The 24,211-nt window shown below is 65.9% G+C and carries 28 protein-coding genes; 22 read left to right on the top strand and 6 right to left on the bottom strand.

The features are described 5' to 3' along the window. Positions 1-8: 8 nt before the first annotated feature. The 4 genes from Q8J98_RS09210 to Q8J98_RS09195 all read left to right on the top strand — a co-directional run bounded on the left by Q8J98_RS09210 (position 9) and on the right by Q8J98_RS09195 (position 4,763). Positions 9-1,943, top strand: a complete 1,935-nt coding sequence (locus Q8J98_RS09210) for a TonB-dependent siderophore receptor (RefSeq protein ID WP_305294070.1) — start codon at positions 9-11, stop codon at positions 1,941-1,943. Between the two features lie 37 nt (positions 1,944-1,980). Beyond that, positions 1,981-2,796: an ABC transporter substrate-binding protein gene (locus Q8J98_RS09205; RefSeq protein WP_305294100.1), complete on the top strand. Its 816-nt coding sequence runs from the start codon at positions 1,981-1,983 to the stop codon at positions 2,794-2,796. 243 nt (positions 2,797-3,039) lie between these two features. Beyond that, positions 3,040-4,026 (top strand): iron ABC transporter permease, encoded by a 987-nt coding sequence (locus Q8J98_RS09200; protein ID WP_305294069.1) that lies wholly within the window; start codon positions 3,040-3,042, stop codon positions 4,024-4,026. Beyond that, positions 4,023-4,763: an ABC transporter ATP-binding protein gene (locus tag Q8J98_RS09195; protein WP_305294068.1), complete on the top strand. Its 741-nt coding sequence runs from the start codon at positions 4,023-4,025 to the stop codon at positions 4,761-4,763. Before Q8J98_RS09200 ends, Q8J98_RS09195 begins: the two co-directional genes overlap by 4 nt. A 350-nt stretch (positions 4,764-5,113) precedes the next feature. Here Q8J98_RS09195 and Q8J98_RS09190 read toward each other — a convergent pair whose 3' ends face one another. From Q8J98_RS09190 to Q8J98_RS09180, 3 genes are read right to left on the bottom strand one after another with little or no spacing between them, the layout of a single operon-like run. Beyond that, positions 5,114-5,704, bottom strand: coding sequence for an HD family hydrolase (locus Q8J98_RS09190; protein WP_305294067.1), 591 nt, complete (start codon positions 5,702-5,704; stop codon positions 5,114-5,116). Further along, a complete protein-coding gene (locus Q8J98_RS09185; protein ID WP_305185335.1) occupies positions 5,701-5,958 on the bottom strand; it encodes a hypothetical protein in 258 nt (85 codons plus the stop codon). Before Q8J98_RS09185 ends, Q8J98_RS09190 begins: the two co-directional genes overlap by 4 nt. A 4-nt stretch (positions 5,959-5,962) precedes the next feature. After that, positions 5,963-6,622 (bottom strand): alpha/beta hydrolase, encoded by a 660-nt coding sequence (locus tag Q8J98_RS09180; protein WP_305294066.1) that lies wholly within the window; start codon positions 6,620-6,622, stop codon positions 5,963-5,965. Positions 6,623-6,826: 204 nt separating this feature from the next. Here Q8J98_RS09180 and Q8J98_RS09175 point away from each other — a divergent pair, with 204 nt between their 5' ends. The 9 genes from Q8J98_RS09175 to Q8J98_RS09135 are packed head-to-tail and all read left to right on the top strand — an operon-like array spanning position 6,827 to position 14,802. Beyond that, positions 6,827-7,285, top strand: a complete 459-nt coding sequence (locus Q8J98_RS09175; RefSeq protein WP_305294065.1) for an Rrf2 family transcriptional regulator — start codon at positions 6,827-6,829, stop codon at positions 7,283-7,285. A 10-nt stretch (positions 7,286-7,295) separates the two neighbouring features. After that, positions 7,296-8,351, top strand: a complete 1,056-nt coding sequence (locus tag Q8J98_RS09170) for a cysteine desulfurase family protein (RefSeq protein WP_305294064.1) — start codon at positions 7,296-7,298, stop codon at positions 8,349-8,351. A 44-nt stretch (positions 8,352-8,395) separates the two neighbouring features. Next, complete coding sequence (gene sufB / locus Q8J98_RS09165) at positions 8,396-9,910, top strand: Fe-S cluster assembly protein SufB (RefSeq protein ID WP_305294063.1); 1,515 nt, start codon at positions 8,396-8,398, stop codon at positions 9,908-9,910. Further along, positions 9,907-10,503, top strand: coding sequence for a hypothetical protein (locus tag Q8J98_RS09160; RefSeq protein ID WP_370868076.1), 597 nt, complete (start codon positions 9,907-9,909; stop codon positions 10,501-10,503). Before sufB ends, Q8J98_RS09160 begins: the two co-directional genes overlap by 4 nt. A gap of 19 nt (positions 10,504-10,522) precedes the next feature. Further along, on the top strand, positions 10,523-11,278 hold the full coding sequence (gene sufC / locus Q8J98_RS09155; RefSeq protein WP_305185328.1) for a Fe-S cluster assembly ATPase SufC: 756 nt from the start codon (positions 10,523-10,525) through the stop codon (positions 11,276-11,278). Beyond that, a complete protein-coding gene (locus Q8J98_RS09150) occupies positions 11,275-12,480 on the top strand; it encodes a SufD family Fe-S cluster assembly protein (protein WP_305294062.1) in 1,206 nt (401 codons plus the stop codon). The genes sufC and Q8J98_RS09150 overlap by 4 nt, the downstream gene beginning before the upstream one ends. Before the next feature lies 1 nt (position 12,481). Continuing rightward, positions 12,482-12,988, top strand: a complete 507-nt coding sequence (locus Q8J98_RS09145) for a YIP1 family protein (RefSeq protein ID WP_305294061.1) — start codon at positions 12,482-12,484, stop codon at positions 12,986-12,988. Next, entirely contained in the window at positions 12,985-13,581 is a 597-nt protein-coding gene (locus Q8J98_RS09140; protein WP_305294060.1) for a Yip1 family protein, read from the top strand. Before Q8J98_RS09145 ends, Q8J98_RS09140 begins: the two co-directional genes overlap by 4 nt. Before the next feature lie 3 nt (positions 13,582-13,584). Then, positions 13,585-14,802, top strand: coding sequence for an aminotransferase class V-fold PLP-dependent enzyme (locus Q8J98_RS09135; protein WP_305294059.1), 1,218 nt, complete (start codon positions 13,585-13,587; stop codon positions 14,800-14,802). A 7-nt stretch (positions 14,803-14,809) separates the two neighbouring features. Here the strand turns inward: Q8J98_RS09135 and Q8J98_RS09130 are convergent, their stop codons facing one another. Continuing rightward, entirely contained in the window at positions 14,810-14,983 is a 174-nt protein-coding gene (locus Q8J98_RS09130; RefSeq protein WP_305185323.1) for a hypothetical protein, read from the bottom strand. Positions 14,984-15,130: 147 nt separating this feature from the next. Between Q8J98_RS09130 and Q8J98_RS09125 the strand changes: the two genes are divergently transcribed. From Q8J98_RS09125 to Q8J98_RS09095, 7 genes are all read left to right on the top strand, one after another. Beyond that, complete coding sequence (locus Q8J98_RS09125) at positions 15,131-15,475, top strand: PepSY domain-containing protein (RefSeq protein ID WP_305294058.1); 345 nt, start codon at positions 15,131-15,133, stop codon at positions 15,473-15,475. Then, positions 15,456-16,127 (top strand): response regulator transcription factor, encoded by a 672-nt coding sequence (locus Q8J98_RS09120; protein ID WP_305185321.1) that lies wholly within the window; start codon positions 15,456-15,458, stop codon positions 16,125-16,127. The genes Q8J98_RS09125 and Q8J98_RS09120 overlap by 20 nt, the downstream gene beginning before the upstream one ends. Next, positions 16,124-17,473, top strand: coding sequence for a sensor histidine kinase (locus tag Q8J98_RS09115; RefSeq protein ID WP_305185320.1), 1,350 nt, complete (start codon positions 16,124-16,126; stop codon positions 17,471-17,473). Before Q8J98_RS09120 ends, Q8J98_RS09115 begins: the two co-directional genes overlap by 4 nt. A gap of 97 nt (positions 17,474-17,570) precedes the next feature. Next, positions 17,571-18,716, top strand: coding sequence for a cytochrome b/b6 domain-containing protein (locus Q8J98_RS09110; RefSeq protein WP_305185319.1), 1,146 nt, complete (start codon positions 17,571-17,573; stop codon positions 18,714-18,716). Then, positions 18,713-19,120 carry a DUF1924 domain-containing protein gene (locus tag Q8J98_RS09105; RefSeq protein WP_305185318.1) on the top strand — a complete coding sequence of 136 codons (408 nt, stop codon included), beginning with the start codon at positions 18,713-18,715 and terminating at the stop codon, positions 19,118-19,120. The genes Q8J98_RS09110 and Q8J98_RS09105 overlap by 4 nt, the downstream gene beginning before the upstream one ends. Before the next feature lie 15 nt (positions 19,121-19,135). After that, positions 19,136-19,606: a diheme cytochrome c gene (locus tag Q8J98_RS09100; RefSeq protein WP_305185317.1), complete on the top strand. Its 471-nt coding sequence runs from the start codon at positions 19,136-19,138 to the stop codon at positions 19,604-19,606. Positions 19,607-19,705: 99 nt separating this feature from the next. Next, complete coding sequence (locus Q8J98_RS09095; RefSeq protein ID WP_305185316.1) at positions 19,706-20,521, top strand: sulfite exporter TauE/SafE family protein; 816 nt, start codon at positions 19,706-19,708, stop codon at positions 20,519-20,521. A 9-nt stretch (positions 20,522-20,530) separates the two neighbouring features. On the opposite strand, the gene mazG is transcribed toward Q8J98_RS09095, so the two are convergent. Continuing rightward, positions 20,531-21,358 (bottom strand): nucleoside triphosphate pyrophosphohydrolase, encoded by an 828-nt coding sequence (gene mazG, locus Q8J98_RS09090; RefSeq protein WP_305294057.1) that lies wholly within the window; start codon positions 21,356-21,358, stop codon positions 20,531-20,533. Between the two features lie 103 nt (positions 21,359-21,461). Continuing rightward, a complete protein-coding gene (locus Q8J98_RS09085) occupies positions 21,462-22,082 on the bottom strand; it encodes an outer membrane protein (RefSeq protein WP_305185314.1) in 621 nt (206 codons plus the stop codon). A 309-nt stretch (positions 22,083-22,391) separates the two neighbouring features. Here Q8J98_RS09085 and Q8J98_RS09080 point away from each other — a divergent pair, with 309 nt between their 5' ends. Next, complete coding sequence (locus Q8J98_RS09080; RefSeq protein WP_305294056.1) at positions 22,392-23,555, top strand: M20 aminoacylase family protein; 1,164 nt, start codon at positions 22,392-22,394, stop codon at positions 23,553-23,555. A gap of 42 nt (positions 23,556-23,597) precedes the next feature. Then, positions 23,598-23,972 carry a TraR/DksA family transcriptional regulator gene (locus Q8J98_RS09075; protein WP_305294055.1) on the top strand — a complete coding sequence of 125 codons (375 nt, stop codon included), beginning with the start codon at positions 23,598-23,600 and terminating at the stop codon, positions 23,970-23,972. Positions 23,973-24,211 lie beyond the last annotated feature (239 nt).

The raw sequence follows: 24,211 nt of genomic DNA, 5'->3' as shown, positions 1-24,211 counted from the left end.
ACCTGACCATGCGAAAACATTCCCTTGCACTTGCGATTCTCGCCGGATCTGTTGCGGCATTGCCCGCCACCGCGCTGGAACTGATCGAACTTGATGACATCATCATCAGCGCAGGGCAGGAGCCACGCGAAGCCGGGCGCACCGGTGCCACCGTCACCACTGTCACCACGCGCGCGGTGCAGGCCACCGGCGAATTGCAGCTGACCGAATTTCTCGCGCGGCTGCCCGGTATCGGCATTCTGGCGCGCGGCGGGCTGGGCGGGCAGACAGGTTTTACCCTGCGCGGCGTCAGCCAGAACTACGTCAAGGTGCTGGTCGATGGCATCGACGTGTCAGACCCCTCGGGGCCGCAGGTGGCGTTCGACATTGGGCGGCTCAGCAGCCTCGGTTTCGGTCGTGCGGAATTGCTGCGCGGATCGCAATCGGCGGTGCATGGCGGGCAAGCTGTGGCCGGGGTGCTGAGCTTTGAAAGCCCGGTGCTTCTGGTGCCCGGCGCCCGGTCGGTGTTGGCGGTTGAGGCGGGCAGCTACGGCACCGTTGCGACCAGCTTTGAACATGCACGCCGCAGTGCCACCGGCAGCCTTGGCCTGACCGTTTCCGGACTGCACACCGAGGGGTTCTCGGCGGCGGCAGCGGGCAGCGAGGCCGATGGCTTCCGTTCAGCGCGGGTTTCGTTGAAAGGTGAGACCACGCTTGAAAGCGGCGTGACGCTGGGCTTTGCCGCCTTTGCCGAAGCTGCAAAAGGCGGATGGGATCCGCAATATTACGCCGACCCGACGCGTAGCTTCAGCGTGACGCTCGGCGATGGCGAAAGCTTCGATGAAACCTCGCGCCAGAATTCGGCCGGCATCCGCGCCTATGCGCTGTTCGAGGCCGGATCAGTTGAACACAGCCTGAGCTTCAGCCACTACGCGATGGCACGCAGCCTGTTCGGCACCGAGACCTATCTCGATTATGATGCGTTCTGGATGGTATCCGGCTCGACCCTGCGCACCATGGACCTTGACTATTCCGGCCGCCGCTCGACGCTCGCCTGGAAAGCCGCCACCGACATCGGGCAGGGGAGGTTGGTTTTCGGTGCCGACCTCACCCATGAAAGCTACGCGCAGGCAGGGGATACCGGCTATGGCCCGGTCGATCTGGGTGCCGCCTCGCAGGTGGCGGGGGTGTTTGCGGAATATGCGCAGCGCTTTGGCGCGGGGCTCGATGTGGTTGCATCGCTGCGCCACGACGAGCATTCGCGCTTTGGTGGCCAGAACACGGCGCGGCTGGCGGCAAGCTGGCAGCTCGCCGGCGATGTCACGCTGCGCGGTGCCGTCGGCACCGGGTTTCGGGCACCTTCGGGCTATGAACTGTTCGGACCCTACGGGTATGCCGGGCTGGAGCCGGAAAAAAGCCTTTCCTTCGACCTCGGGCTCGAAAAGCGGCTCGGGGGCGACGCCTTCCTGCGCGCCACGCTGTTTCGCATCGACACCGACAACCTGATCGATTTTTCCGATATGGGCACGCCCTACGACTATCTCGATGACCGCTACGCGCAGGTGCCTGGGCGGACCCGGCGGCAAGGCGTGGAGATCGAGGCGGTAGTGCCGCTTGGTGCGCGCATCGATGCCACCGCGAGCTACACCTTTACCGATGCCACCACGCCGCCGCTGAGCTTTGGCAATACCTGGAGCGCGGGCTTCGGGCGCCACCAGCTGGCGCTGGCACTGGAGGCGCGGCTTGCCGAGGGCCTGCGGCTGAACCTCGCGGCGCGGCATGTGGCGGACCGCCCGGCGTTGCCAGACTATACGGTAGTTTCCGCCGCGCTGCACTATGACCTCGCGCCGGGAACCGAGGCCTACCTGCGCATCGAAAACCTGCTTGATGCGGACTATCAGACGGTGAACGGCTATGGCACATCGGGGCGCGCGGTTTATGTGGGCTTGCGCAAAAGCTTCTGATCCCCGGCGGGGGGCCGGCACGCGCGGCTTGCTGCGGGTGCTGGCGCTTGCCGTGGGTGTTGCGGCAACCACGGCCTTGGCCGATAGCCCGCCTGCGCGCGTGGTCTCGATGAACGTCTGCACCGATCAGTTGCTGCTGCTGATCGCCGACCCTGCACAGATTGCAGCACTTTCGCCGCTGGCGACCGATCCGGCGATGTCGGCGCTGGCGGCGGCGGCGGCGGGCCATGCGCAAACCTCGGGGCGCGCCGAGGACATCTATCTGCGCCACCCCGATCTGGTGCTGGCAGATATCTGGTCCGACCCCGAAACCGTGGCGATGCTGGAACGGCTCGGGGTCTGGGTCGAGCGGTTTTCGCCCGGCGTTTCGGTGCCCGATATCCGCGCGAAAATCGTGACAATGGGGGCGGTACTTGGCCAGCCTGACCGCGCCGCGCGGGTGCTTGCAGATTTCGACGCGCAGCTGGCGGCGATCGAGCGCCCCGAGCACGCGCCCCGCGCGGCGGTCTATGGGCCGGGCGGCTATGGCTATGGCCCGGCGACGCTGGAGGGGCAGATGCTCGTCCTCGCCGGGTTTGAAAACATCGTTGCCGGGCCGGGGCTCGATTGGGGCGGGCGGCTAGATCTGGAGCGGCTGGTGCTGGCTGCGCCCGATCTGGTGATCGCCGGGGCCCCCGGCGCAAGCCGCGCCGAAGAGATGCTGGCGCATCCGGCGCTTGCCGGTCTGTCGATCGAGCGGCGGCTTCACGACTCGCGCTGGGTTTGCGCGGCACCCGCCATGCTGGGCGCGGTCGCCGAGCTTGCGGCGATGGGACGGCAAATGGAAGCTGCCAAACAAGAGGAAAAGCAATGAGTTGCGCGGTGATGTCGCGAGATTGCCAGAGGCCCGCGCGGCGGAGCCAAGGCCGCGCCGGGCGGACAGCATCGGAAAGTCGAAAAATGCGATGAAAACATGTCGCTACCGCCCAAGCTTCGCGCTTTTTGAGCGTTTGACGCAAGCCGGCTGCGCGCGACGTGGCGCGGCATCTTCACTGGCATGGCCTGCCGGGGGCATGGAGTTTGACCGAACCAAAACTGGATAAACGATGAAAAAACAATGAAGTACCGCCTATTGCTCAGCTCGCTCGTCCTGCTCGTGGCGGCGCTTTTTCTGGCCTCGCTGCTCTTGGGCGCATCTGACCTCGGGCCGCGCGCAAGCCTTGCCGCGTTCTGGTCCGGTGAAGGCGCGGCGGGGCTGGTGTTGCGCGAAATCCGGCTGCCGCGGGCGCTGCTCGGGGTTCTGGTGGGGGCGGCGCTCGGTCTTTCCGGGGCGGCGATGCAGGGGTTCTTGCGCAATCCGCTGGCGGAACCGGGGCTGATCGGCACCTCGGGCGCTGCGGCTCTGGGCGCGGTGATCGCCATTCATACCGGGGCCTATGCGGCCTTTGCGCTGGCGTTGCCGCTTGCGGCGCTGCTTGGTGCCGGGCTGGCGGTGGCGCTGCTGCTGGCGCTGGCGGGGCGCGAGGCGCGGGCGCTGACGCTGATCCTTGCCGGGATCGCGCTTTCGTCGCTGGCGGGCGCGCTGACCGCGCTGGCGCTGAACCTTGCACCAAGCCCATATGCCGCCGCCGAGATCGTGTTCTGGATGATGGGCTCGCTTGCTGATCGTTCGATGTTGCACGTTGCACTGGCGACGCCTTTCATCGCCATCGGCGCGGTCGTCTTGCTGCGCCAGGGCCGCGGGCTTGATGCGCTGACGCTGGGCGAGGATGCGGCGGCGAGCCTTGGCGTGTCGCTGCCGCGGCTGCGCCTTGGGGTGGTGGTTGGCACCGCCGCGCTGGTCGGGGCGGCAACGGCGGTGACCGGGGCGGTGGGGTTTGTGGGCCTTGTCGTGCCGCATCTTCTGCGCCGCGCGGTGGGGGCCGCGCCGTCGCGTCTGCTGCCCGCCTCGGCGCTTGGCGGCGCGGCAATGCTGCTGGCCGCCGATATTGCGACGCGCCTTGTGGTGCCCGAGCGAGACCTGAAGCTTGGCGTGCTGACCGCGCTTGTTGGCGCGCCGTTCTTTTTGCGGATGATCCGGCAAATCGGCAGGGAGGGCGCATGATGCTGCTTCGGCTGGAAGATCTGACCGTGCGGCGCGGCGGGGTGGCGGTGGTAAGCGGGGTCAGCGCCGAGGTCCGGGCGGGCGAGGTGATCGGGCTTCTGGGTCCGAATGGCGCCGGCAAGACCTCGCTTTTGCGCGCAGCGCTCGGGCTCTTGCCGCACGAGGGGCGCGCCTCGCTGGCGCTGCTTGCACCGGGGCAGCGGGCACGGGCCGCGGCCTGGTTGCCGCAGGCGCGCGAGATCGCCTGGGGAATGCCGGTTGAAGCCGTGGTGCGGCTTGGGCGCTTGCCGCACGGTGCCGGGGGGACCGCGGCGGTTGAACGGGCGCTGGCGCGGATGGGTTTGCAGGAGTTGCGCGGGCGGGCGGCGACCGCGCTCTCGGGCGGCGAACAGGCGCGGGTGCTGATCGCCCGCGCGCTGGCGCAAGAAGCGCCGCTGCTGCTGGCGGATGAGCCGACTGCCGGGCTCGACCCCGAGGCGCAGATTGCCACCATGCAGGTTTTCGTCGAGCTTGCGGCGGCGGGCGGGGCGGTGGTCGCCTCGCTGCACGATCTGGGGCTGGCGGCGCGGCATTGCACGCGGCTCTGGGTGCTTTCGAAGGGGCGGCTGGTGGCCGATGGCGCGCCGCGCGAGGTGCTGACGCAAGAACTTCTGGCCAAGGTCTTTCACATTCGGGCCCATTTCGCCGACACGCCCGAGGGTCCGGTGTTTCAACCCCTGGCGCGGCTTGGCAGCTGAACCCGGGCTTTCGCCCCATCGCCTGGTGGAAATCCCGACTGGGGAGAAGCTTCCTTGCCTGTTCGCGCAGCTGGCGGGCGCGGGCGGGGGGTGACCGGGCAGCGCAGCTCTTCGCCGCGCCCGCGCCTGTGGCAACAGAGGTGAACAACATGACGCCTGCGCGGGCTGCTTGCGCCGGGGGGCCGTTCACCGGGCGCTTGCGACGTGATCGCCCCGACGGCATCGATGGGGCAGGTGGGGCCGCAAAGAACCACAAGGCGGTGGGGGGGGGCACCGTATCAGGACCCGGCAACGACATTGACACGAGCGCGAAGCAATCTGGGCCAGGACAGGCAACTGCGGCAGTACCGTCAGGTTTGTTCAAACCAGGGTTGAACCCTGCCGCGCACCCAGGCCCAAAGCTGCGGCGCGGCGCGGGCGATCTTGACCCCCACGCGCGCGTCGAGCTGCGCGGCGGTGACGCCGTAGTCTTTCCATGTTCCGCCACCCGATGCGAGGTTCTGCATCACCGGCTGCACCCGATCGAGCGCCTTGGCAAACAGGGCGTCGGGGCTGGTCGCCACTTCGAACTCCTGCCAGAGCGTCAGAAGATCGTCGCCGAGATCACCGGGAAGCATGCCGAAAATCCGCGCCGCCGCGCGCGCTTCGGCGGCCTGGGTTTCGGCAGACCCGTGCGCCTGACCGTTCAGCGAATGGATCGGCACATCGCCAACGTCGATCTCGACCAGATCGTGCAGGATCAGCATCCGCAACACCCGGTCGATATTTACCCCGGCCGGGGCGTGATCTGCCAGCACCAGCGCGTAAAGCGCCAGATGCCAGCTATGCTCGCCCGAATTCTCGCGCCTCGACCCATCGGCAAGCGTGTTGGCGCGCAGCACCGATTTGAGCTTGTCGGCCTCGTCAAGAAAGGCGAATTGCGCGGCGAGGCGGTCGCTCAAAGCCCGCTGTCCCTTGGGGCCTTGGGCGCGGGCGCGCCTGCCTGAAGCGCCGCGACCGTGGCTTCGAGGTAACGCCGACCACGCCGCTCGGCGAGGCGGATGCGGATCGAGGTGAGAAAGGTCTCCTGCATCGTCGGCGACGAGGTGCCAAGCACCTTGCCCACGTCGATATAAAGCCGGTCGTTATCAAGCGCCTCCATGGCGTCGAGCGTGTCGGCGGCGAGTTTGTCGGCGAGGTCTTCGAGAAGTCCCATGAGGTTACCGCGTGGCTTCGCCCAGACGTCGGCGCACATAGGCCTGCACCGTCTCGATCATCGGCTTCATATGCGCCTCGTCATCCTTGAAGAAGTGATCGGCACCTTCGACCAGTTCGTGGGTGATGGTGATGCCGCGCTGTTCGCGCAGTTTGGCCACGAGGTTGGCGGTATCTTTCGGTGGCGCAACCCGGTCGATTGAGCCGTTGATGATCAGGCCGGAGGAAGGGCAGGGTGCCAGAAAGCTGAAATCATACATGTTGGCGGGCGGCGCAACCGAAATGAAGCCGGTGATTTCGGGGCGCCGCATCAGAAGCTGCATCCCGATCCAGGCACCGAAGGAAAAGCCCGCGACCCAGCAGTGCTTTGAATTGGGGTTCATCGTCTGCAGATAGTCAAGCGCCGAGGCCGCATCGCTGAGTTCGCCGATGCCCTGGTCATATTCGCCCTGACTGCGCCCGACGCCGCGAAAATTGAAGCGCAGAACGGTGAAGCCGAGGCGGTGAAAGCTGTAGTGAAGGTTGTAGACAACCCGGTTGTTCATCGTGCCGCCAAATTGCGGATCGGGGTGCAGGATGATCGCAATCGGCGCATCGGGTGCGCCATTGGGGTGGTAGCGACCTTCCAGCCGTCCTTCGGGGCCGGGAAAGATGACTTCGGGCATGGGTTCGCCTGTTCCTGCTGCGGGCACGGCAAATACTTGACGAATTCGCTCAGATACCCTAGATCGGTTGCACTCCCGGCCAAAACCGGTTGCCGCGTCGAATTGAGTTAAGCGGCCTTCCTTGCAAGGTCAATGCTCTGCTAAAGGAAGTTGGGCCATCGCTGGCGATTGGGGCCCGGAACCGAGTGAGTTCAGGAGGCGCGCGTGAAACTGTCAACCAAGGGACGCTATGCGATGGTGGCGCTGGTCGATCTGGCGACCGCGGGCGAGGATCAGATGACCTCGCTGGCGGCGATCTCGAAGCGGCAGGATCTTTCGCTGCCCTATCTGGAGCAGTTGTTCGTGCGGCTGCGACGGGCGGGCCTGGTGCGATCAGTGCGCGGCCCGGGGGGCGGATACCGGCTGGCGCGCGATCCGGCGGAGATTCGCATCTCGGAGGTGTTCGTGGCGGTGGATGAATCCGTTTCGGCGCTGGAAAAAGGCGCGGGGGCGACCGGCGGTGTATCAGGCAGCCGCGCGCAAAGCCTTTCCAACCGGCTTTGGGAAAGCCTGTCGGCGCAGGTCTATGTGTTCTTGCACCAGACCACGCTGGCCGATGTGGTCGGCAATGGGCTGAAACCCTGCCAGGCGGTGCCAACGCTGTTTGCGGTGGTCGATGAATGAGGTGGGCAGCGTGAGCGAACGGGTTTATCTCGATTGGAACGCGACCGCGCCGCTGCGCGCCGAGGCCCGCGCGGCGATGGCGGCGGCAATGGATCTGGTCGGCAACCCCTCGTCGGTGCATGCCGAAGGTCGCGCCGCGCGCGGGCTGCTGGAGCGGGCGCGGGCGCAGGTGGCGGCGGCGCTCGGCGCGGAAGGGGCCGATGTGATCTTCACCTCCGGGGCCACCGAAGCGGCGGCGCTGGCATGTGCGGGCCGGGGCCTCGTCTGTTCCGACATCGAACATGATGCGGTGCGGGCATGGTGCGATCCGCTGCTGCGTTGCGATGCTTCTGGGCAAGTGGCAGTGAGCGATCCTGCGCAAAGTGCGCTGCAACTGGCGAATGCCGAAACCGGCGTGGTGCAGGTGCTGCCCGAAGCGCTCGCGGTCAGCGACCTGACCCAGGCATTCGGGAAAATTCCCTTTGCCTTCAACTGGCTCGGCATCGGTGCCGGGCTGATTTCGGCGCACAAGCTTGGCGGGCCGAAAGGTGTGGGCGCGCTGGTGGTGCGTCGCGGCACCGAGATTGCCAGCCAGATCAAGGGCGGCGGGCAAGAGATGGGGCGGCGCGCGGGCACCGAGAACCTGATCGGCATCGCCGGTTTTGGAGCCGCCGCCGAGACCGCCGCGCGCGATCTGGCGGCGGGGGTCTGGGACGAGGTAGCCGAAATTAGAAATATTCTAGAATCCGCTCTGGAAGCTGGCGGCAATGATGTTATTTTCCCCGGGCGGGAGAGTTCGGGGAACCGGCGGTTGCCCAATACGAGTTCAATCCTCGCGCCCGGTTGGCGCGGCGAGACGCAGGTGATGCGGCTGGATCTGGCGGGGTTTGCCATTTCGGCAGGGTCGGCCTGTTCCTCGGGCAAGGTGCGCGCCAGCCGCGTTCTGACGGCGATGGGGTATGGCAGCGAGGCCGCGCGCTCTGCCGTGCGGGTTTCGATCGGGCCGGGGGTGACGCGCGATCAGGTTTTGCGCTTTGCCGAAAGCTGGCGCACAGCCTATGCCCGGCACCGCGCGCGGGCCGCATGAGAAACCGGCCGCAAGGCATTGGAACAAGACGGGAAGGCAAGGCAATGATCGGCGAGCAGGAGATCCGCGAAGGGGTTGACCGGGAAACCGTCGAGACCGTGCAGGGCATGGGCAGCTACAAATACGGCTGGTCCACCGAGATCGAGATGGATTACGCGCCAAAGGGCGTGAGCGAAGACATCGTGCGGCTCATCTCCTCGAAGAACGGCGAACCGGAGTGGATGACCGAATGGCGGCTGGCCGCCTACCGGCGCTGGGTCGAGATGACCGAGCCGCGCTGGGCGATGCTCCGCTACCCGGTGATCGACTATCAGGACCAGTACTATTACGCCAAGCCCAAGAGCATGGAGACCAAGCCCAAAAGCCTTGACGACGTTGACCCGAAGCTGCTTGCCACCTATGCGAAACTCGGAATTCCACTGAAGGAACAGATGCTTCTGGCGGGGGTTGAAGGTGCCGAAGGGGTTGCGGCCGATGCCCGCAGGGTGGCGGTTGACGCAGTATTCGACTCGGTCTCGGTCGGCACCACCTTCAAGGCCGAACTGGCCAGGGCCGGGGTGATCTTCTGTTCGATCTCGGAAGCGATCCGCGAGCATCCCGAGCTTGTGAAGAAATATCTGGGCTCTGTCGTGCCGCAATCCGACAACTTCTTTGCCACGCTGAATTCTGCTGTGTTTTCCGATGGTTCCTTCGTTTACATCCCGCCGGGCACCCGCTGCCCGATGGAGCTGAGCACCTATTTCCGCATCAACGCCGAAAACACCGGCCAGTTCGAGCGCACGCTGATCATCGCCGACAAGGGGGCCTATGTGAGCTACCTCGAAGGCTGCACCGCACCCAAGCGCGACATCGCGCAACTGCACGCGGCGGTGGTCGAGATCGTCATTCTCGAAGATGCCGAGGTGAAATACTCGACCGTGCAGAACTGGTATCCGGGCGATGAAAACGGGCTGGGCGGCATCTACAATTTCGTCACCAAGCGCGCCGACTGCCGGGGCGACCGCGCCAAGGTGATGTGGACGCAGGTCGAAACCGGCTCCGCCATCACCTGGAAGTACCCCTCGTGCATTCTGCGCGGCAACGAAAGCCAGGGCGAGTTCTACTCGATCGCCATTGCCAACAACTTTCAGCAAGCCGACACCGGCACCAAGATGATCCACCTCGGGCAGGGCACGCGCAGCCGGATCGTTTCCAAGGGCATTTCGGCCGGGCACGCGCAAAACACCTATCGTGGCCAGGTTTCGATGCACCCGCGCGCCAAGAACAGCCGCAATTACACCCAGTGCGACAGCTTGCTGATCGGTGACAAATGCGGTGCGCACACGGTTCCCTACATCGAGGTGAAGAACCATTCGAGCCGCGTCGAGCACGAGGCCACCACCTCGAAGGTCGATGAAGATCAGCTTTTCTATTGCCGTTCGCGCGGCATGGATGCCGAGGCGGCGGTGGCGCTGGTCGTCAATGGCTTCTGCAAGGACGTGTTGCAGGCCTTGCCGATGGAATTTGCAATGGAGGCGCAGAGCCTTGTTGCGATTTCACTGGAAGGAAGCGTCGGGTGAACCTTGCCGCGCCCGTCCGCCCGAAGCTGACCATGCCGCCCGACGAGGCGGCGGCGCTGGCGCGCGCCTATGCGGGTGCCGCGGTCATTCTGGAATACGGTTCGGGCGGTTCGACCATTCTGGCGGCGGAAATGCCGGGCAAACTGGTGTTTTCGGTCGAAAGCGACAAGGCGTGGCTTGCAGGCATGGCGCGCTGGTTTGCGGAAAATCCGCCTGCCGCCGATCTGCGCCTGCACCATGCAGATATCGGCCCGACCGGGCCATGGGGCAAACCGCTTGATGATGCGAGCTTTCGCAAATGGCCGGGCTACCCCAATTCGGTCTGGGACCGCGAAGATTTCGTGCACCCCGATGTGGTGCTGATCGATGGCCGCTTTCGCGCTGCCTGTTTTGCCACCGCGGCGCTGCGCATCACGCGCCCGGTGACCGTGCTGGTCGATGATTATATCGACCGCCCCGCCTATCACGAGGTTGAAAGCCTTGCCCCGCGCGCCGAGATGATCGGTCGCATGGCGCGCTTCGAACTTGCACCGCAACCTTTTCCCGCGCAGCGGATGGGCTGGTTTCTCAGCCTGTTCCTGCGCCCTGGATGATCCGTTGAACGAGGAATAAATGCTTGAAATCAAGAATCTGCACGTCAAACTTCAGGAAGAAGACAAAGCGATCCTGAAAGGCGTGAATCTGACCGTCGGTGCCGGTCAGGTGCATGCGATCATGGGGCCGAACGGGTCTGGCAAATCGACGCTGAGCTATGTGCTTTCGGGGCGCGACGGCTATGAGGTGACGGCAGGCAGTGCCACGCTGCTCGGCCAGGACCTGCTTGCACTCGACCCGGAGGAGCGCGCGGCGGCGGGGCTGTTTCTTGCCTTTCAATACCCGGTCGAAATTCCCGGTGTTGGCAACATGGTGTTCCTGCGCTCCGCGCTCAACGCGCAGCGCAAATCGCGCGGCGAGCCGGAAGTGGCGGCAGGCGAGTTCCTGAAACTGGTGCGCGAAAAGGCGAAGATACTGAAGATCGACGCGGAAATGCTGAAACGCCCGGTCAATGTCGGCTTTTCGGGGGGCGAGAAGAAGCGCAACGAAATCTTGCAGATGGCGGTGCTTGAACCGCGCATGTGCATTCTCGACGAAACCGATTCCGGGCTTGATGTCGATGCGATGAAGCTGGTTGCCGATGGCGTGAACGGCTTGCGCGATGCCGGGCGTTCCTTCCTGGTCATCACGCATTATCAAAGGCTTCTGGACCATATTGCACCTGATGTGGTGCATATCATGGCCGATGGCAGGATCATCCGTTCAGGCGGGCCGGAACTGGCGCTCGAGGTCGAGAAAAACGGCTACGCCGATATTCTGGCGGAGGTTCAATGATGCAGGCCGCCCGCGCAAGCGCTGCGGCACGGCTGGCCGAAATGGGCCTGCCGGGGCGGCGTGATGAATACTGGCGCTGGACCGATCCGGCAGCTTTTGCCCAGCAAGCCACGCCCGAAGCCGCGGCTTACCGGGTGGACAAGCCGATTTTTGACGGCATGGACAAGCTGCGGCTGGTGTTTACCGACGGCGTTTTCGACGCCGCGGCTTCCGATGACCCGGCGCTTGCAGGCGTGGAGATTTCGCATCTGTCCGAAGCGCCGGAATGGGCCGGGGTGCTTTACGGCCGCCTCGAAGCTGCGGGCCAGTCGCCGGTGCGCCGCCCTTTCGCTGTGCGCAATACGGCAGAGGCGCAAGCCGGGCTGATGATCCGTGTGACCGCCCGTGCAGCGCGACCGGTGCACATTTCTTATCGCCAGAGTTCAAGCACTTCCGAGGCAATGCTCCACCATGTCGTGAAGCTGGAGGCGGGTGCGGAGCTGACCCTGCTTGAAACCGGCACCGCCGGTGCGCGGGCCAATCTGGTGCTCGAGGTCGATGTCGGCGCGGGCGCGCGGTTCCACCATATCCGCCCGCAGGGGCGGTCGCTCGAACACCGGGTGATCAGCGCGATCTTCGCGCGGGTGGGCGCGGGCGCAGTGTTCAAATCGTTCACGCTCAGCATGAATGGCCGGTTGACCCGTAACGAGGCGGTGATCGAGATCATCGGCGATGGTGCGGTGGCGCATATCGCCGGGGCTGCCCTGGGCGACGGTGCCGATGGGGCCTTTCACCATGACGACACGGTGTTCATCACCCATGGTGCGGTCGGCTGCGAAAGCCGTCAGGTGTTCAAGAAGGTGCTGCGGCATGGTGCCACGGGGGTCTTTCAAGGCAAGATTCTGGTCCGCCCGGGGGCGCAGAAAACCGACGGCTACCAGATCAGCCAGGCGCTCATGCTTGATGACGAATGCCAGTTTCTGGCCAAGCCGGAGCTGGAGATTCATGCGGATGATGTGAAATGCAGCCATGGCTCCACCACCGGTGCCATCGACGAAACCGCGCTTTTCTACCTGCGCTCGCGCGGGGTGCCGCGCGAAGAGGCGGTGGCGCTGCTGGTGCTTTCCTTCCTTGCAGACGCGATTGCCGAGGTTGACGATGCGGCGATTGCGGCAGAGATCTTGGCGCGGCTGGAAGAGTGGCTGGCCGGGCATCGGGGGTAGCATGGCGGTTGTTCCGAACATTTTCCGAAGCTGGCGGCAGCCACGCGTGGTGATGCGGGCGCTGCTGGCGGGCGGTCCGCGCGAAGATTGGGCACTGGCGACGCTGATGGCCGCCTGTCTGGTGGTCTTCGTGTCGCTCTGGCCCGCGCAGGCGCGGCTTGCGCATCTTGATGCGGCATTGCCCGAAGCGCAGCGCATTCCGCTTGAGGCGCGCATTGCCGGTGCGGCTTTCGGGGCAATCTTCATCGGGCCACTCCTCGCCTACACGCTCGCCGCGCTGTCGCATATCGTGGCGCGTGCCTTTGGTGGGCGCGGCACCGGGTTCCGGGTGCGGATGGCGTTGTTCTGGTCGATGCTTGCGGTCTCGCCTGCGGTGTTGTTGCAGGGGCTGGTGGCGGGGTTCATCGGCCCCGGTCCGGCGCTCAACCTCGTCGGGCTGGCGCTGGGCGTGGGCTTTCTTGCAATCTGGGGTGCCTCGCTTCGGGTCGCCGAGTTCGAGGCACCATGATGGCGCTCAACATCGCCTTTTTCGCCGACCTGCTGGTGCAAAGCGTGAAGCGCCCGCGCGAGGCGGCGCAGCGCGTCATCGCGCTTGACCTGCCGGTGCCGCTTTTGGGGCAGGCGGCGGTTGCGGTGGCCGCCGCCTCGGCGGTGCTGAGCTGGTTCGCCACAGTCTTTTTTCCGGTTCCGGTCGAAACCCCCTGGATGGCACTGACCGCCTCGCCCCTGCGCATGGCATTGGTGCAATTGGCGGGAATGCTGCTGGTGGCCGGGGTGATGACCGGGCTGGGGCGGGTGTTCGGCGGCAAAGGGCGCTATGCGCAGGCGCTGGCGCTGGCGGTCTGGATCGACGCGGCGCTTTTGTGTGTGCAGGCGGCGCAGGTGGTGCTGATGCTGCTGTTCCCGCTGTTCGCTTCGGCGCTCGGGCTGGTGGCCTTTGTGCTTTTCCTCAGGATGACGACCCTGTTCACCGCAGCGCTGCACGATTTTCAAAGCGGTTTTCTGGTATTCCTCGGGGTCACCGCGACCTTTCTGATGGCGGTTCTGGTGGTGGCCATATTGCTCGGCATGCTGGGCCTCGTTCCCGCAGCGGGGGCATGAGCGATGTATGATGTGGCCCGCATCCGCGCCGATTTTCCGATCCTGTCGCGGCAGGTGCACGGCAAGCCGCTGGTTTACCTCGACAACGGTGCCTCGGCGCAAAAGCCGCGCGCGGTGATCGACGCGGTGACCCGCGCTTATGAACACGATTATGCCAATGTCCACCGCGGCTTGCATACGCTTTCAACGATTGCGACCGAAGCCTATGAGGCGGTGCGCGGCAAGGTCGCGCGGTTCCTCGGGGCGGGCGAAGACGAGATCGTCTTCACCACCGGCTCGACCGAGGGCATCAACATGGTCTCCTACGCCTGGGCGGCACCGCGCCTGCACCCGGGCGACGAGATCGTGCTGAGCCTGATGGAACATCACGCCAATATCGTGCCCTGGCATTTCCTGCGCGAAAGGCAGGGGGTGGTGATGAAATGGGTGGCACCGGAAGCCGATGGCAGCCTGCCTGCCGAAAAGGTGCTGGAGGCGGTGGGGCCGCGCACCCGGCTGATTGCGGTTACCCATATGTCGAACGTGCTGGGCACAAGGGTCGATGTCGGTGCCATTTGCCGTGGCGCGCGGGCGCGGGGTGTGCCGGTTCTGGTCGATGGCAGTCAGGGCGCGGTGCATGCGCCGGTCAATGTCGCCGAGATCGGCTGCGATTTCTACGCCATCACCGGGCACAAGCTTTACGGCCCCTCGGGATCCGGCGCGATCTTCATTGCGCGCGACCGCTTGGCGGAAATGCGCCCCTTCCTCGGCGGCGGCGACATGATCCGCGAAGTCACTTGCGACAGCGCCACCTACGCCGAAGGTTACGCGCGGATGGAGGCGGGCACCCCCGGCATCGTGCAGCAGATCGGTTTTGGTGCGGCGCTTGACTATCTCGGCGCGCTTGGAATGGGTAATGTGGCCGCCCATGAAGCCGATCTGCGCGATTATGCGCTGGCGCGTTTTGCCGGGCTCAATTGGCTTCACCTGCAAGGCACCGCGCCGGGCAAGGGCGCGATCTTTTCGCTGACGATCGATGGTGCTGCGCATGCGCATGACATTTCGACGATTCTCGACCAGTGCGGCATTGCGGTGCGGGCGGGCACGCATTGCGCCATGCCGCTTTTGACGCATCTTGGGCTGACCGCCACCGCCCGCGCCTCGTTCGGGCTTTACAATACCCGCGCCGAGGTTGATGCGCTGGTCAGCGGGCTGGAGCTTTGTCACGACCTGCTGGGCTGAACGCGCCTCAGAATGGCGGCGACAGGCCCGGATCGGGCAGCGGCGCTCCATCGGGGGCAAGAACGATGTGAAAGCCTGTGTCGGCGCGCGGGTTTCCGGCACCCTCTGCCTGTGCCTTGCCCAGTGCGAAACAGGCGACAGCGGTGGCCAATGCGGTACAAAACAGGATTGTGCGTCTCATTCTCGAAGCCTCCGGCAAAGGGGCGTGTGGTGGCACCCGGTGCGGGTTTCTTGCCATGGTTGTGCTGACGCGCGCCTGATACGTTGTGTCAGCGCGGTGTCAGCCTCGCCCTGCTATTTCTGCCGCATGCCGCGCAGCCTCGTCCCTTTGACTTTCGCCCTTGCCCTCGCCCTTGGCCTGATCCAACCGGCGCTTGCCGACAGCAAGCGCCTGCACGACCATGACGACGCGCAAGAGGCGCTCCGCCGCGCCGAGGTTCTGCCGCTGGCCGAGGTGCTTGCGCTCATTGAGGCGCGGTTCGATGCGCGCCTGATCAAGGTGGAGTTCGAGCGCGAGAAGGGGCAGTATATTTATGAATTCAAGCTGATCACCGCCGATGGCCGGATCATCGAGGTCGAGGTGGATGCGGCAACCGGGCGGGTGCTGAAGGTCGAGGGCGACCCCGGTTCCGTTCCCGAAGGGGGCGAAGGCAATGCGGGCTCTGGCGGTTGAGGATGACGCGCGCATCGCCACCGATCTGACCTCGGCCTTGCAGGCCGCCGGTTTTGTGGTGCAGACCTGCGCCGATGGCGAAGCTGCGTGGTTTCTGGGCGATACCGAAGATTTTGACCTGATCGTGCTCGATCTCGGGCTGCCGCGGCTTGACGGGTTGACCGTGCTCAAGCGCTGGCGCGCAGCGGGGCGCGATATGCCGGTGCTGGTGCTGACCGCGCGCGGCACCTGGAGCGAGCGGGTCGAGGGGATCGATGCGGGTGCCGATGATTATCTGCCCAAGCCGTTCCGGATGGAGGAACTGGTGGCGCGCGCCCGCGCGCTGGTGCGCCGTTCGGCAGGCCGGGGTGGGGCGGTGCAGAGCGCGGGCGAGCTCACGCTTGACGCCAACCGCATGACCGTGGCGCGGCGCGGGGTGCCAGTGGCGGTGACCGCGCTCGAATACCGCTTGCTTGGCTATCTGATGCTGCACCATGCCCGCGTTGTGGCCCCCGGCGAGTTGCTCGAACACCTCTATGGCGATGATTTCTCGCGCGAGGCAAACGCGCTTGAGGCGCTGGTGGCGCGGCTCCGGCGCAAGCTCGGCCCCGGCATCATCGGCACAAGGCGCGGCTTTGGCTATTTTCTGCAAGGCGCGGAGGCGCAGGGATGAGGCGGCTTTCGCTTCGGATGCGGCTGCTGCTGGCGGGGGCCGGGGCAATTTTCCTGTCGCTCGCCCTGGCGGCGCTGGCGCTGTCCAACCTCTTCGCCGCCCATGTCGAACGCCGCGCCGTTGCGGAACTCGGGGTGCACCTCGACCAGCTTCTGGCGGGCATCGAACGCGGCACCGATGGCGCGCTCGAGGTGGCAGCGGGGCCCGCCGAGCCGCGTTTCCAGCGGCCTTTGGGCGGTCTTTACTGGCAGATCGAGGCCGAAGGAGCGGTGCTGCGCTCGCGCTCGCTTTGGGATTACACCCTGCCGATGCCCGTTGATGTGCTGGACGACCGCGCGGGCCATACCCACCATCTGGCGGGGGCATCGGGCGAACCGCTCTTGGTGTTCGAACGTCTGGTGCGGCTGCCCGCGCGGCTTGGCGGCGTTGCTGCGCGCGCCGCAGTGGCGATGGCGGCGGACGAACTGGCGGCGGCAAAACGCGCCTTCATGGCCGATCTTGCGCCCTATATGGTGCTGCTCGCGGTGGCGCTGATCGCGGCGGGCTGGGTGCAGGTCGGGGTGGGTCTCAGCCCGCTTGCCGCAGTCAAAGCGCGGGTGGCGGCGGTGCGGTCGGGTGCGCTGGCGCGGCTTGGTGCCGATTTTCCCACCGAATTGCAGCCGCTCGCGGGCGAGGTTGATGCGCTGCTGGCAGAGCGCGAGGCCGAGTTGGCGCGAGCGCGGACCCGGGCGGGCGACCTTGCGCATGGGCTGAAAACGCCGTTGCAGGCGCTCTTGGGCGAGGCCGAAAGGCTGCGGCGGGCAAAACAGCCGGAATCGGCGCGGGCGATCGAGGAAATCACCACCGAAATGCACCGTGCAATTGACCGCGAGCTTTCACGCGCCCGTATCGCGGCGCGCGCGGCCAGTGCGCGGGCGGATGTGGCCGAGGCGGCGGCGCGGATCTTGCGGGTGATCCGGCGCAGCGGGCGCGGTGCCGCGCTTGAATGGATTTTCGATGTGCCGCCGGGGCTGAACGCCGCGGTTGATATTGACGATCTGACCGAAGCGCTTGGGGCGCTCACAGAAAACGCGGCGCGGCACGCAAAGGCGACGGTCCGCCTCACCGCGACGCGGCAGCGTGAACAGGTATTGATCGAGGTTTGCGACGACGGGCCGGGAATTCCCGCCGACAAGATCGAGGCGCTGGTGCCGCGCGGCGCGCGCGCCGATGAAAGCGCGGCGGGTGCCGGGCTTGGTCTTGCCATCGCCCGCGAAATTGCCGAGGCGGCGGGTGGCGGGCTGACGCTTTCCGATGCAGCACCGGGCTTGCGCGCCGCCCTTCTCCTTCCCGCAGCCGCAATCTGACAGACTGCTGACAACGCGGGTCAGGCGCGCGTCAGGTGCCCCATGCGAAGGATTGCGCAGGATCGCCCGACAGGGCCGCTTGCATAAGGCCAGACTGATGCCCAGCCCCGGAATCGCCGCCAAAAGCACACCCAAACCCGCCGTTACCGAGCCCCAGACCCGCGTCTGGGACATTTTCGTGCGGGTTTTCCATTGGTCGCTGGTGCTTGCGGTGGCAATTGCAGCGGCTTCGGGGCTGATGCTCGAATCGCGCATTCTGCTCCTGCACATATCCGCAGGGCTGGCGGCGGCGGCTCTGGTAGCGGCACGCATTGTCTGGGGTTTCACCGGCACGACCCATGCGCGCTTTGCCGATTTTGTGCCGAGCGGGGCCGCGATTCGCGCGCATCTTGCGGGCGGCACCCGCCACCTTGGCCATAACCCCCTGGGCGCGCTGATGGTGCTGGCGCTGTTCGCGCTGGTGCTGGGGCTTGCCGTGAGCGGCCTTCTGGTGCTCGGCGGCATCGACAAATCCGGTCCTTTCGCGCCATTCGTCAGCTTTGGCGCAGGCTCGGTTGTGTTGGGGCTGCACGAGGTGCTGGCCTACGGCGTTCTCGCGCTGGTCGCCATGCACCTTGCCGGAGTGGTGTTCGAAAGCGAGCGCTCGCACGAAAACCTGACCCGGTCGATGCTGACCGGGGCCAAGGCCAAGCGCCCGGGCGACCATGAAAGCCGCCCGCGCCCTGCGCACCCGCTGCTTGCCGCAGCGGTGATCGTGGCACTTGCCGCCGGGGCCTGGGCTTTCAACAGCGCCCAGGCGGCGCGCCCGGTGCCCGGGCTGCCGGTCGCCACGCTCGATCCGGGCTACAAGGCCGCCTGTTCCGAATGCCACATCGCCTATAACCCAAGCCTGCTGCCCGCCGCCTCCTGGTCAGGGATCATGGCGGGGCTGAAGGACCACTTCGGCGAAAACGCCGGTCTGCCCGCTGCCGAGGTCGAGGCGATCACCAACTGGCTTGTTGCCCATGCCTCAGAGACCGCCGATACCAAACCCGCCTACCGGATCGCCGCGCGCATAACCCAGCCGCCCTATTCGATCACCGGATCGCGAAGCTGGAAGCGCCTGCACGACGACATCCCCGATGCACTTTTTGCCAGCCGCGCGGTCGGCAGCCGCTCGAACTGTGCAGCCTGCCATGCCGACGCCGAAACCGGGCGCTTCAGCCCCTTTGCCATCGACCTTCCTAAGGAGAGTTTGAAATGAGACGTCTTGCCTTCACCCTCGCGGCACTTTGTGCCGCCGCCCCGGCTGCCTTCGCGCAGGATGCCAATGATACCAGCGCCGCCGCGCTGATTTCCAAATTCGCGGCCGAAGCGGGCATCACCGCCGACGCCGAAACCGGCAAGGCATTCTTCCTTGCAACCCAAAGCGGCGGCGGTGCCGATACGCCTTCGTGTTCGTCCTGTCACACCGCCGACCCCAAGGCGACGGGCATGGCGCGCACCGGCAAGGAGATCGCGCCGATGGCGCTTTCGGTGAACCCCAAACGTTTCACCGACACCGCCTTTGTCGACAAGTGGTTTGGCCGCAACTGCGACAGCGTTCTGGGCCGCGAATGCACCGCAACCGAAAAGGCAAACGTGCTTGCCTATTTCGCCAGTATCTGACCGAAAGGACCACCGATGAACCGCTTCATTGCCCCGCTTGCCTTCGCGCTTGCCACGCTGCCGCTTGCTGCCGCTGCACAGGACAAGATGACCCCGGTCAACGACCCGACGACGCTGACCGATTGCACCGAATGCCACATGGCCTTTCCCGCAGGCTTTCTTCCGGCCCGCTCATGGGAGGCGGTGATGGCCGGGCTGAAAGACCACTTCGGCGAAAATGCCACGATCAGCGAGGCAAACCGGCTGACGATTACCGCCTACCTGGTGGCAAATGCCACCGACTCGGGCGCGGTCAGCGCGCGCACCGCGTCGCGCATCCTGCGCAACGTGACCGACAGCATGACGCCGCTGCGGATTTCGGACCTGCCGTGGTGGAAGAACGAGCATGATGGCGAAGTCTCGAAAGCCGAATGGGAACGCGCCAAGTCACCGGCCAACTGCGCCGCCTGCCACCGCGACGCCGCGCGCGGCTATTTCGAAGACTGACCGGGGCAGGGCGGCCCGGTGCCGCCCGCGCCAGCAGGATCGGTCTGGCACTCGTCGCCGCGCCGCGCTAAGTGCGTGGCACCAAGCCGGAGCGCCCACATGACCGAGATTGCCAGCCTTGCCCCGATGATCGCCACCTTGCTTGCGGTGGGGGCCTTTGCCGGGTTGATCGCCGGGCTTCTGGGCGTGGGCGGCGGCATCGTGCTGGTGCCCGCCTTCTACCATGTGTTCGCCAACATCGGCTACGCCAGCCCCGAGCTGATGCAGGTCTGCCTTGCCACCTCGCTTGCCACGATCATCGTGACCTCGGCCCGTTCGGTGCTTTCGCACCATAAAAAAGGCATGGTCGAATGGCAGATCCTGCGGCAATGGGCACCGGGAATTGCGGTTGGTGCGGTGCTTGGGGTGCTGGTGGTGGCGCAGTTGCGCACGCCGACGCTACAGGCGATTTTTGGCGTGCTTGCCTTCACCGTTGCGCTGTACATGGCCTTCGGGCGCGCCGAGTGGCGGCTTGGCAGCGTCATGCCGGGCGCGCGGGTGCGCGCGGCGCTGGCCCCGGCGATCGGGTTTCTGTCGGTGCTGATGGGAATTGGCGGCGGCTCCTTCGGGGTGCCGCTGATGACCCTGCACGGCGTGCCGATTCATCGCGCCGTGGCCACCGCCGCAGGCTTTGGCATCACCATCGCGCTGCCCTCGGTGATGGCGTTTCTGGCGGTTCCGGTGGCCTCGGCACCGCCCTATACATTCGGCGCGGTCAACCTTCCCGCATTTCTGCTGGTGATTTCGATGACCCTGATCACCGCCCCCTGGGGGGCCGCGCTGGCGCACCGGCTGAACCCGAGGCCGCTGAAACGCATCTTTGCCGTGTTCCTCGCGGTGGTGGCGCTCAACATGCTGGTCAAGGCTTTCGGCTGAGGCCTGCGCTCAGCCCCGCTCCGCCGCCTTGGCGGCGTTCCAGAGCGCGTCCATCTCGGCCAGATCGCTTGCTTCCGGGCGCTTGCCGCGAGCATGAAGAGCGGCTTCTATGTAGCCGAAACGACGCGTAAACTTGGTGTTCGCCTGCCGCAGGGTTGCCTCGGCATCCAGCCCCAGGTGCCGCCCGAGGTTGACCAGCACGAACAGCAGATCACCATATTCCTCGGCCAGTGCCTCGGCCCCGAGACTTTCCTGTGCGGCGACCAGTTCGCCCGCCTCCTCGACAATTTTCGCCAGCACCTCATCGGTCGAAGGCCAGTCGAAACCAACCCGCGCCGCGCGCTTTTGCAGCTTGAGCGCGCGGGTCAGCGCGGGCAGCCCAAGCGCCACGCCGTCAAGCACGCCAGCCTCGTCGCGGCCCGCCCGCTCCGCCGCCTTCAGCCGCTCCCAATCGGCGGTCTGCTGGTCCGCGGTCTTGTCGCGGCTTTCCTGGCCAAACACATGCGGGTGCCGCGCCACCATCTTGTCGGAAATTCCGCGCACCACCGCGTCAAAGCCGAAATGCCCCGCCTCTTCGGCCATCTGCGCGTGATAGACCACTTGCAACAAGAGATCGCCGAGTTCGCCCGAAAGCTCGGCCCAGGCCCCGCGCGCGATCGCGTCTGCCACCTCATGTGCCTCTTCGATCGTGTAGGGGGCAATGGAGGCAAAGCTTTGCGCGATGTCCCAGGGGCAACCGCTGGCGGGGTCGCGCAGCGCCGCCATGATCGCGCGCAGCCGCGAAATGCCACCCTCGGGGTCATGGATCAACGGGTCGGCTTGCGGGTCGGCGGGCATCGGGCGCTCCTCGGCTGGTGTCGGCACCCTAGCGGCCCCGGCGGCAAAGGAAAACCCGGCAGAGCGGGTTACGCTCGCCGGGTCTGGTCCGATAGTGGTTGGTTCAGAACTGGAAGCCAACGCGCAGGGCGACGGTATCGAGATCGACGGCGACCTCGTTCGCCATATAGGTGCCGGTCAGCGCGGCGCGCTGATACTCCAGCCCGGCGAAAATCCGGTCGGTCAGCATGAATTCCGCGCCGAGACCGTAGGTCATGCCGTTCGCGTCATAGTCGGTCGGGCCGGAGGTATCGGTGATGGTGCCGCTCATGTAGCCCAGCGTGCCGTAGACCATCACGCGGTCCATGGCATAGCCCAGACGGCCTTTGATTTCCAGGACGTTGCCGAATTCCAGAGTCGGATAGGTGGGCGCCGTTACGCCAAGATGGGTCAGGCCAATTTCAGCGCCATATACCAGATTGCCGCGTTGCATGTTGTAGCCGGCAAAACCGCCAATCGTAGTGCCGGAATCGAGCGTGCCTGTGAGAAAGTTGTTATAGTCCCAGTCGCCCGAAGTCTGGCCAGCCTTCAGCCCGACATAGGCACCCGACCAGTCATGCGCGCGCACCGCGACCGGCGCATAGACCGGCGCTTCGGTCACCGGGGCGACGTAGCCGCCCGCAAATGCCGTAGTCGTCATCGCCGCAAGCATAACCGCCGCGGTGGAAATCGTGAATTTCGTCATGTGCTCGCCTCATTCTGATCGTTGTGAAAGACTGGGTAGATCTGGTGAACGTGCGGCCGCTCTGCAACCGCAGGGCCTCGGTTGGTGCACGACTGAAACATATATACCACGTTCCGGGCCCACCTGCCATAGGTCTCCTCCGGCAACGCGCCTGCTGCGCACGAAAAACTCGGCGGAAACCCGCGCCTTCTGTTTCAGCCCGGCACCTGGCACCGCGCTTGGCCGCCAGACGCCCCCGTTTCGCGCCGTTCCCGGTTGCATCCGGTCGCCCGATCCGCTTGGGTGCGCCAAACAGCTACCGGAGTTCCCATGCCCGTTCTCAACCGCATCGCCGCCTATGCCCCCGAAATGGCCGCCTGGCGCCAGCATTTGCACACCCATCCCGAACTGACCTTCGAATGCCACGAAACGGCGGCTTTCGTGGCAGCACGGCTGCGCGAATTCGGGGTCGACGAAATCCACGAAGGCATCGCGAAAACCGGCATCGTGGCGATCATCAATGGCCGCGCGCCGGGGCCGACCATCGGCCTGCGCGCCGATATGGATGCGCTGCCGCTGACCGAGATCACCGGGCTGCCCTATGCCTCGCAGAACCCCGGCAAGATGCACGCCTGCGGCCATGACGGCCATACCACGATGCTGCTTGGTGCCGCCAGATACCTGACCGAAACCCGCAATTTCGCCGGTCGCGTGGCGCTGATCTTTCAGCCGGCCGAGGAAAACGGCGGCGGTGCCGGGGTGATGGTGGCAGAGGGCATCATGGAGCGGTTCGCGATCGCGCAGGTGTTCGGCATCCACAACACGCCGGGGCAGGCCGAGGGCAGCTTTCATACCTGCCCCGGCCCCTTGATGGCGGCGGTGGACAGTTTCGAGGTGCATGTGCAGGGGCGTGGCGGGCATGGAGCCTACCCGCACGAAACTGCCGACCCGGTGGTGGCGGCGGTGGGCATTGTGAGCGCGCTGCAAACCATTGTCAGCCGCAATCACATGCCGCTTGACGATCTGGTGGTCAGCGTCACGCAAATTCATGCCGGTTCCGCCGACAACATCATCCCCGATACCGCCTGGATCAACGGCACCGTGCGCACCTTCCGCGCGCCGGTGCGTGCCATGGTGCGCAAGCGCATTGCCGAGATCGTCGCCGGGCAGGCCGCGGCCTATGAGGTGACGGCGCGGCTGGACTATCACGAAGGCTACCCGGCCACGGTGAATGACCCCGTGAAAACCGCCTTTGCCGCCGAAGTGGCGCGCGAGGTGGCGGGGGCTGCGGGCGTGAATGATGCGGCGGGGCGCGAGATGGGGGCGGAAGATTTTTCCTACATGCTCGAAGCCCGCCCCGGTGCCTATCTCTTTCTCGGTCAGGGGCCGGGGGCGGGGCTGCACCACCCCGCCTACAATTTCAATGACGCCGTGGCACCGGTGGGGGCGAGTTTCTTTGCCCGTCTGGTAGAGCGCGCGCAACCGCTTGGCTGAGGCAGGGCTTGCGCCCTGCGGGCTGCTGGTGTCGGATGGGGCATGACCCCCGAGCCCGCGCCCGAACCCACGCCCGAAGCCCTTCGCGCCCGCTACGCCGCCCGGCTGCGCGCCGAGATGGAAGAATTGCTGCGCGCGTCATCCGATACCGCCGCAAGCCGCCGCCCGGTCGAGCTGGATCAGCAGGCGGTCGGTCGGCTGTCGCGCATGGACGCGATGCAGGGGCAGGCGATGGCGGCCGCGGGTGAGACAAGACGGCAGGGCCAGATCACCGCAACCCGCGCAGCACTTGCCCGCCTTGATGGCGAAGATTTCGGCTGTTGCAGCAGTTGCGGCGCGTTCATCGGCCTGGCCCGGCTCGATCTTGACCCGCGGGTGCAGGGCTGCATCGGCTGCGCCGGGGGCGGGCGGCGCTAGAGCCTGTCCGACAAAAGTGGGCGCCGGTTTTGGCGCATGATGGGCGACCAACCAGGAAGCTGGAGCCTGTCTGGCGCTTCTATCTGCGCCGGACAGACTCTAGTGTTCCGAGTCTGACATTTGCTACCGATTTCCCCTGATTTCATCGAGAGCATCGAGCGCGCGGCGCTCGCGGGTGATGATATCATCGGCGGTCTTGCTCCAGACGAAGGGCTTCGGTTTGGCGTTGTGCTGCAGCA

This window comes from Phaeovulum sp., assembly GCF_030684035.1.
In the GTDB taxonomy this organism is placed as follows: Bacteria; Pseudomonadota; Alphaproteobacteria; order Rhodobacterales; family Rhodobacteraceae; genus UBA6213.
This window is presented reverse-complemented; position numbering and strand designations above follow the sequence as displayed.

Bases quoted from the DNA above. Each gene is read 5' to 3' on its own strand.
- Q8J98_RS09195 (WP_305294068.1), top strand. From the start codon at position 4,023: ATGATGCTGCTTCGGCTGGAAGATCTGACCGTGCGGCGCGGCGGGGTG.
- Q8J98_RS09150 (WP_305294062.1), top strand. From the start codon at position 11,275: ATGATGCAGGCCGCCCGCGCAAGCGCTGCGGCACGGCTGGCCGAAATG.
- Q8J98_RS09185 (WP_305185335.1), bottom strand. From the start codon at position 5,958: ATGGGACTTCTCGAAGACCTCGCCGACAAACTCGCCGCCGACACGCTC.
- Q8J98_RS09110 (WP_305185319.1), top strand. From the start codon at position 17,571: ATGCCCAGCCCCGGAATCGCCGCCAAAAGCACACCCAAACCCGCCGTT.
- Q8J98_RS09210 (WP_305294070.1), top strand. From the start codon at position 9: ATGCGAAAACATTCCCTTGCACTTGCGATTCTCGCCGGATCTGTTGCG.
- Q8J98_RS09145 (WP_305294061.1), top strand. From the start codon at position 12,482: ATGGCGGTTGTTCCGAACATTTTCCGAAGCTGGCGGCAGCCACGCGTG.
- Q8J98_RS09115 (WP_305185320.1), top strand. From the start codon at position 16,124: ATGAGGCGGCTTTCGCTTCGGATGCGGCTGCTGCTGGCGGGGGCCGGG.
- Q8J98_RS09140 (WP_305294060.1), top strand. From the start codon at position 12,985: ATGATGGCGCTCAACATCGCCTTTTTCGCCGACCTGCTGGTGCAAAGC.
- Q8J98_RS09095 (WP_305185316.1), top strand. From the start codon at position 19,706: ATGACCGAGATTGCCAGCCTTGCCCCGATGATCGCCACCTTGCTTGCG.
- Q8J98_RS09085 (WP_305185314.1), bottom strand. From the start codon at position 22,082: ATGACGAAATTCACGATTTCCACCGCGGCGGTTATGCTTGCGGCGATG.
- mazG (WP_305294057.1), bottom strand. From the start codon at position 21,358: ATGCCCGCCGACCCGCAAGCCGACCCGTTGATCCATGACCCCGAGGGT.
- Q8J98_RS09080 (WP_305294056.1), top strand. From the start codon at position 22,392: ATGCCCGTTCTCAACCGCATCGCCGCCTATGCCCCCGAAATGGCCGCC.
- Q8J98_RS09135 (WP_305294059.1), top strand. From the start codon at position 13,585: ATGTATGATGTGGCCCGCATCCGCGCCGATTTTCCGATCCTGTCGCGG.
- Q8J98_RS09200 (WP_305294069.1), top strand. From the start codon at position 3,040: ATGAAGTACCGCCTATTGCTCAGCTCGCTCGTCCTGCTCGTGGCGGCG.
- sufB (WP_305294063.1), top strand. From the start codon at position 8,396: ATGATCGGCGAGCAGGAGATCCGCGAAGGGGTTGACCGGGAAACCGTC.
- Q8J98_RS09075 (WP_305294055.1), top strand. From the start codon at position 23,598: ATGACCCCCGAGCCCGCGCCCGAACCCACGCCCGAAGCCCTTCGCGCC.
- Q8J98_RS09130 (WP_305185323.1), bottom strand. From the start codon at position 14,983: ATGAGACGCACAATCCTGTTTTGTACCGCATTGGCCACCGCTGTCGCC.
- Q8J98_RS09120 (WP_305185321.1), top strand. From the start codon at position 15,456: ATGCGGGCTCTGGCGGTTGAGGATGACGCGCGCATCGCCACCGATCTG.
- Q8J98_RS09105 (WP_305185318.1), top strand. From the start codon at position 18,713: ATGAGACGTCTTGCCTTCACCCTCGCGGCACTTTGTGCCGCCGCCCCG.
- Q8J98_RS09180 (WP_305294066.1), bottom strand. From the start codon at position 6,622: ATGCCCGAAGTCATCTTTCCCGGCCCCGAAGGACGGCTGGAAGGTCGC.
- Q8J98_RS09100 (WP_305185317.1), top strand. From the start codon at position 19,136: ATGAACCGCTTCATTGCCCCGCTTGCCTTCGCGCTTGCCACGCTGCCG.
- sufC (WP_305185328.1), top strand. From the start codon at position 10,523: ATGCTTGAAATCAAGAATCTGCACGTCAAACTTCAGGAAGAAGACAAA.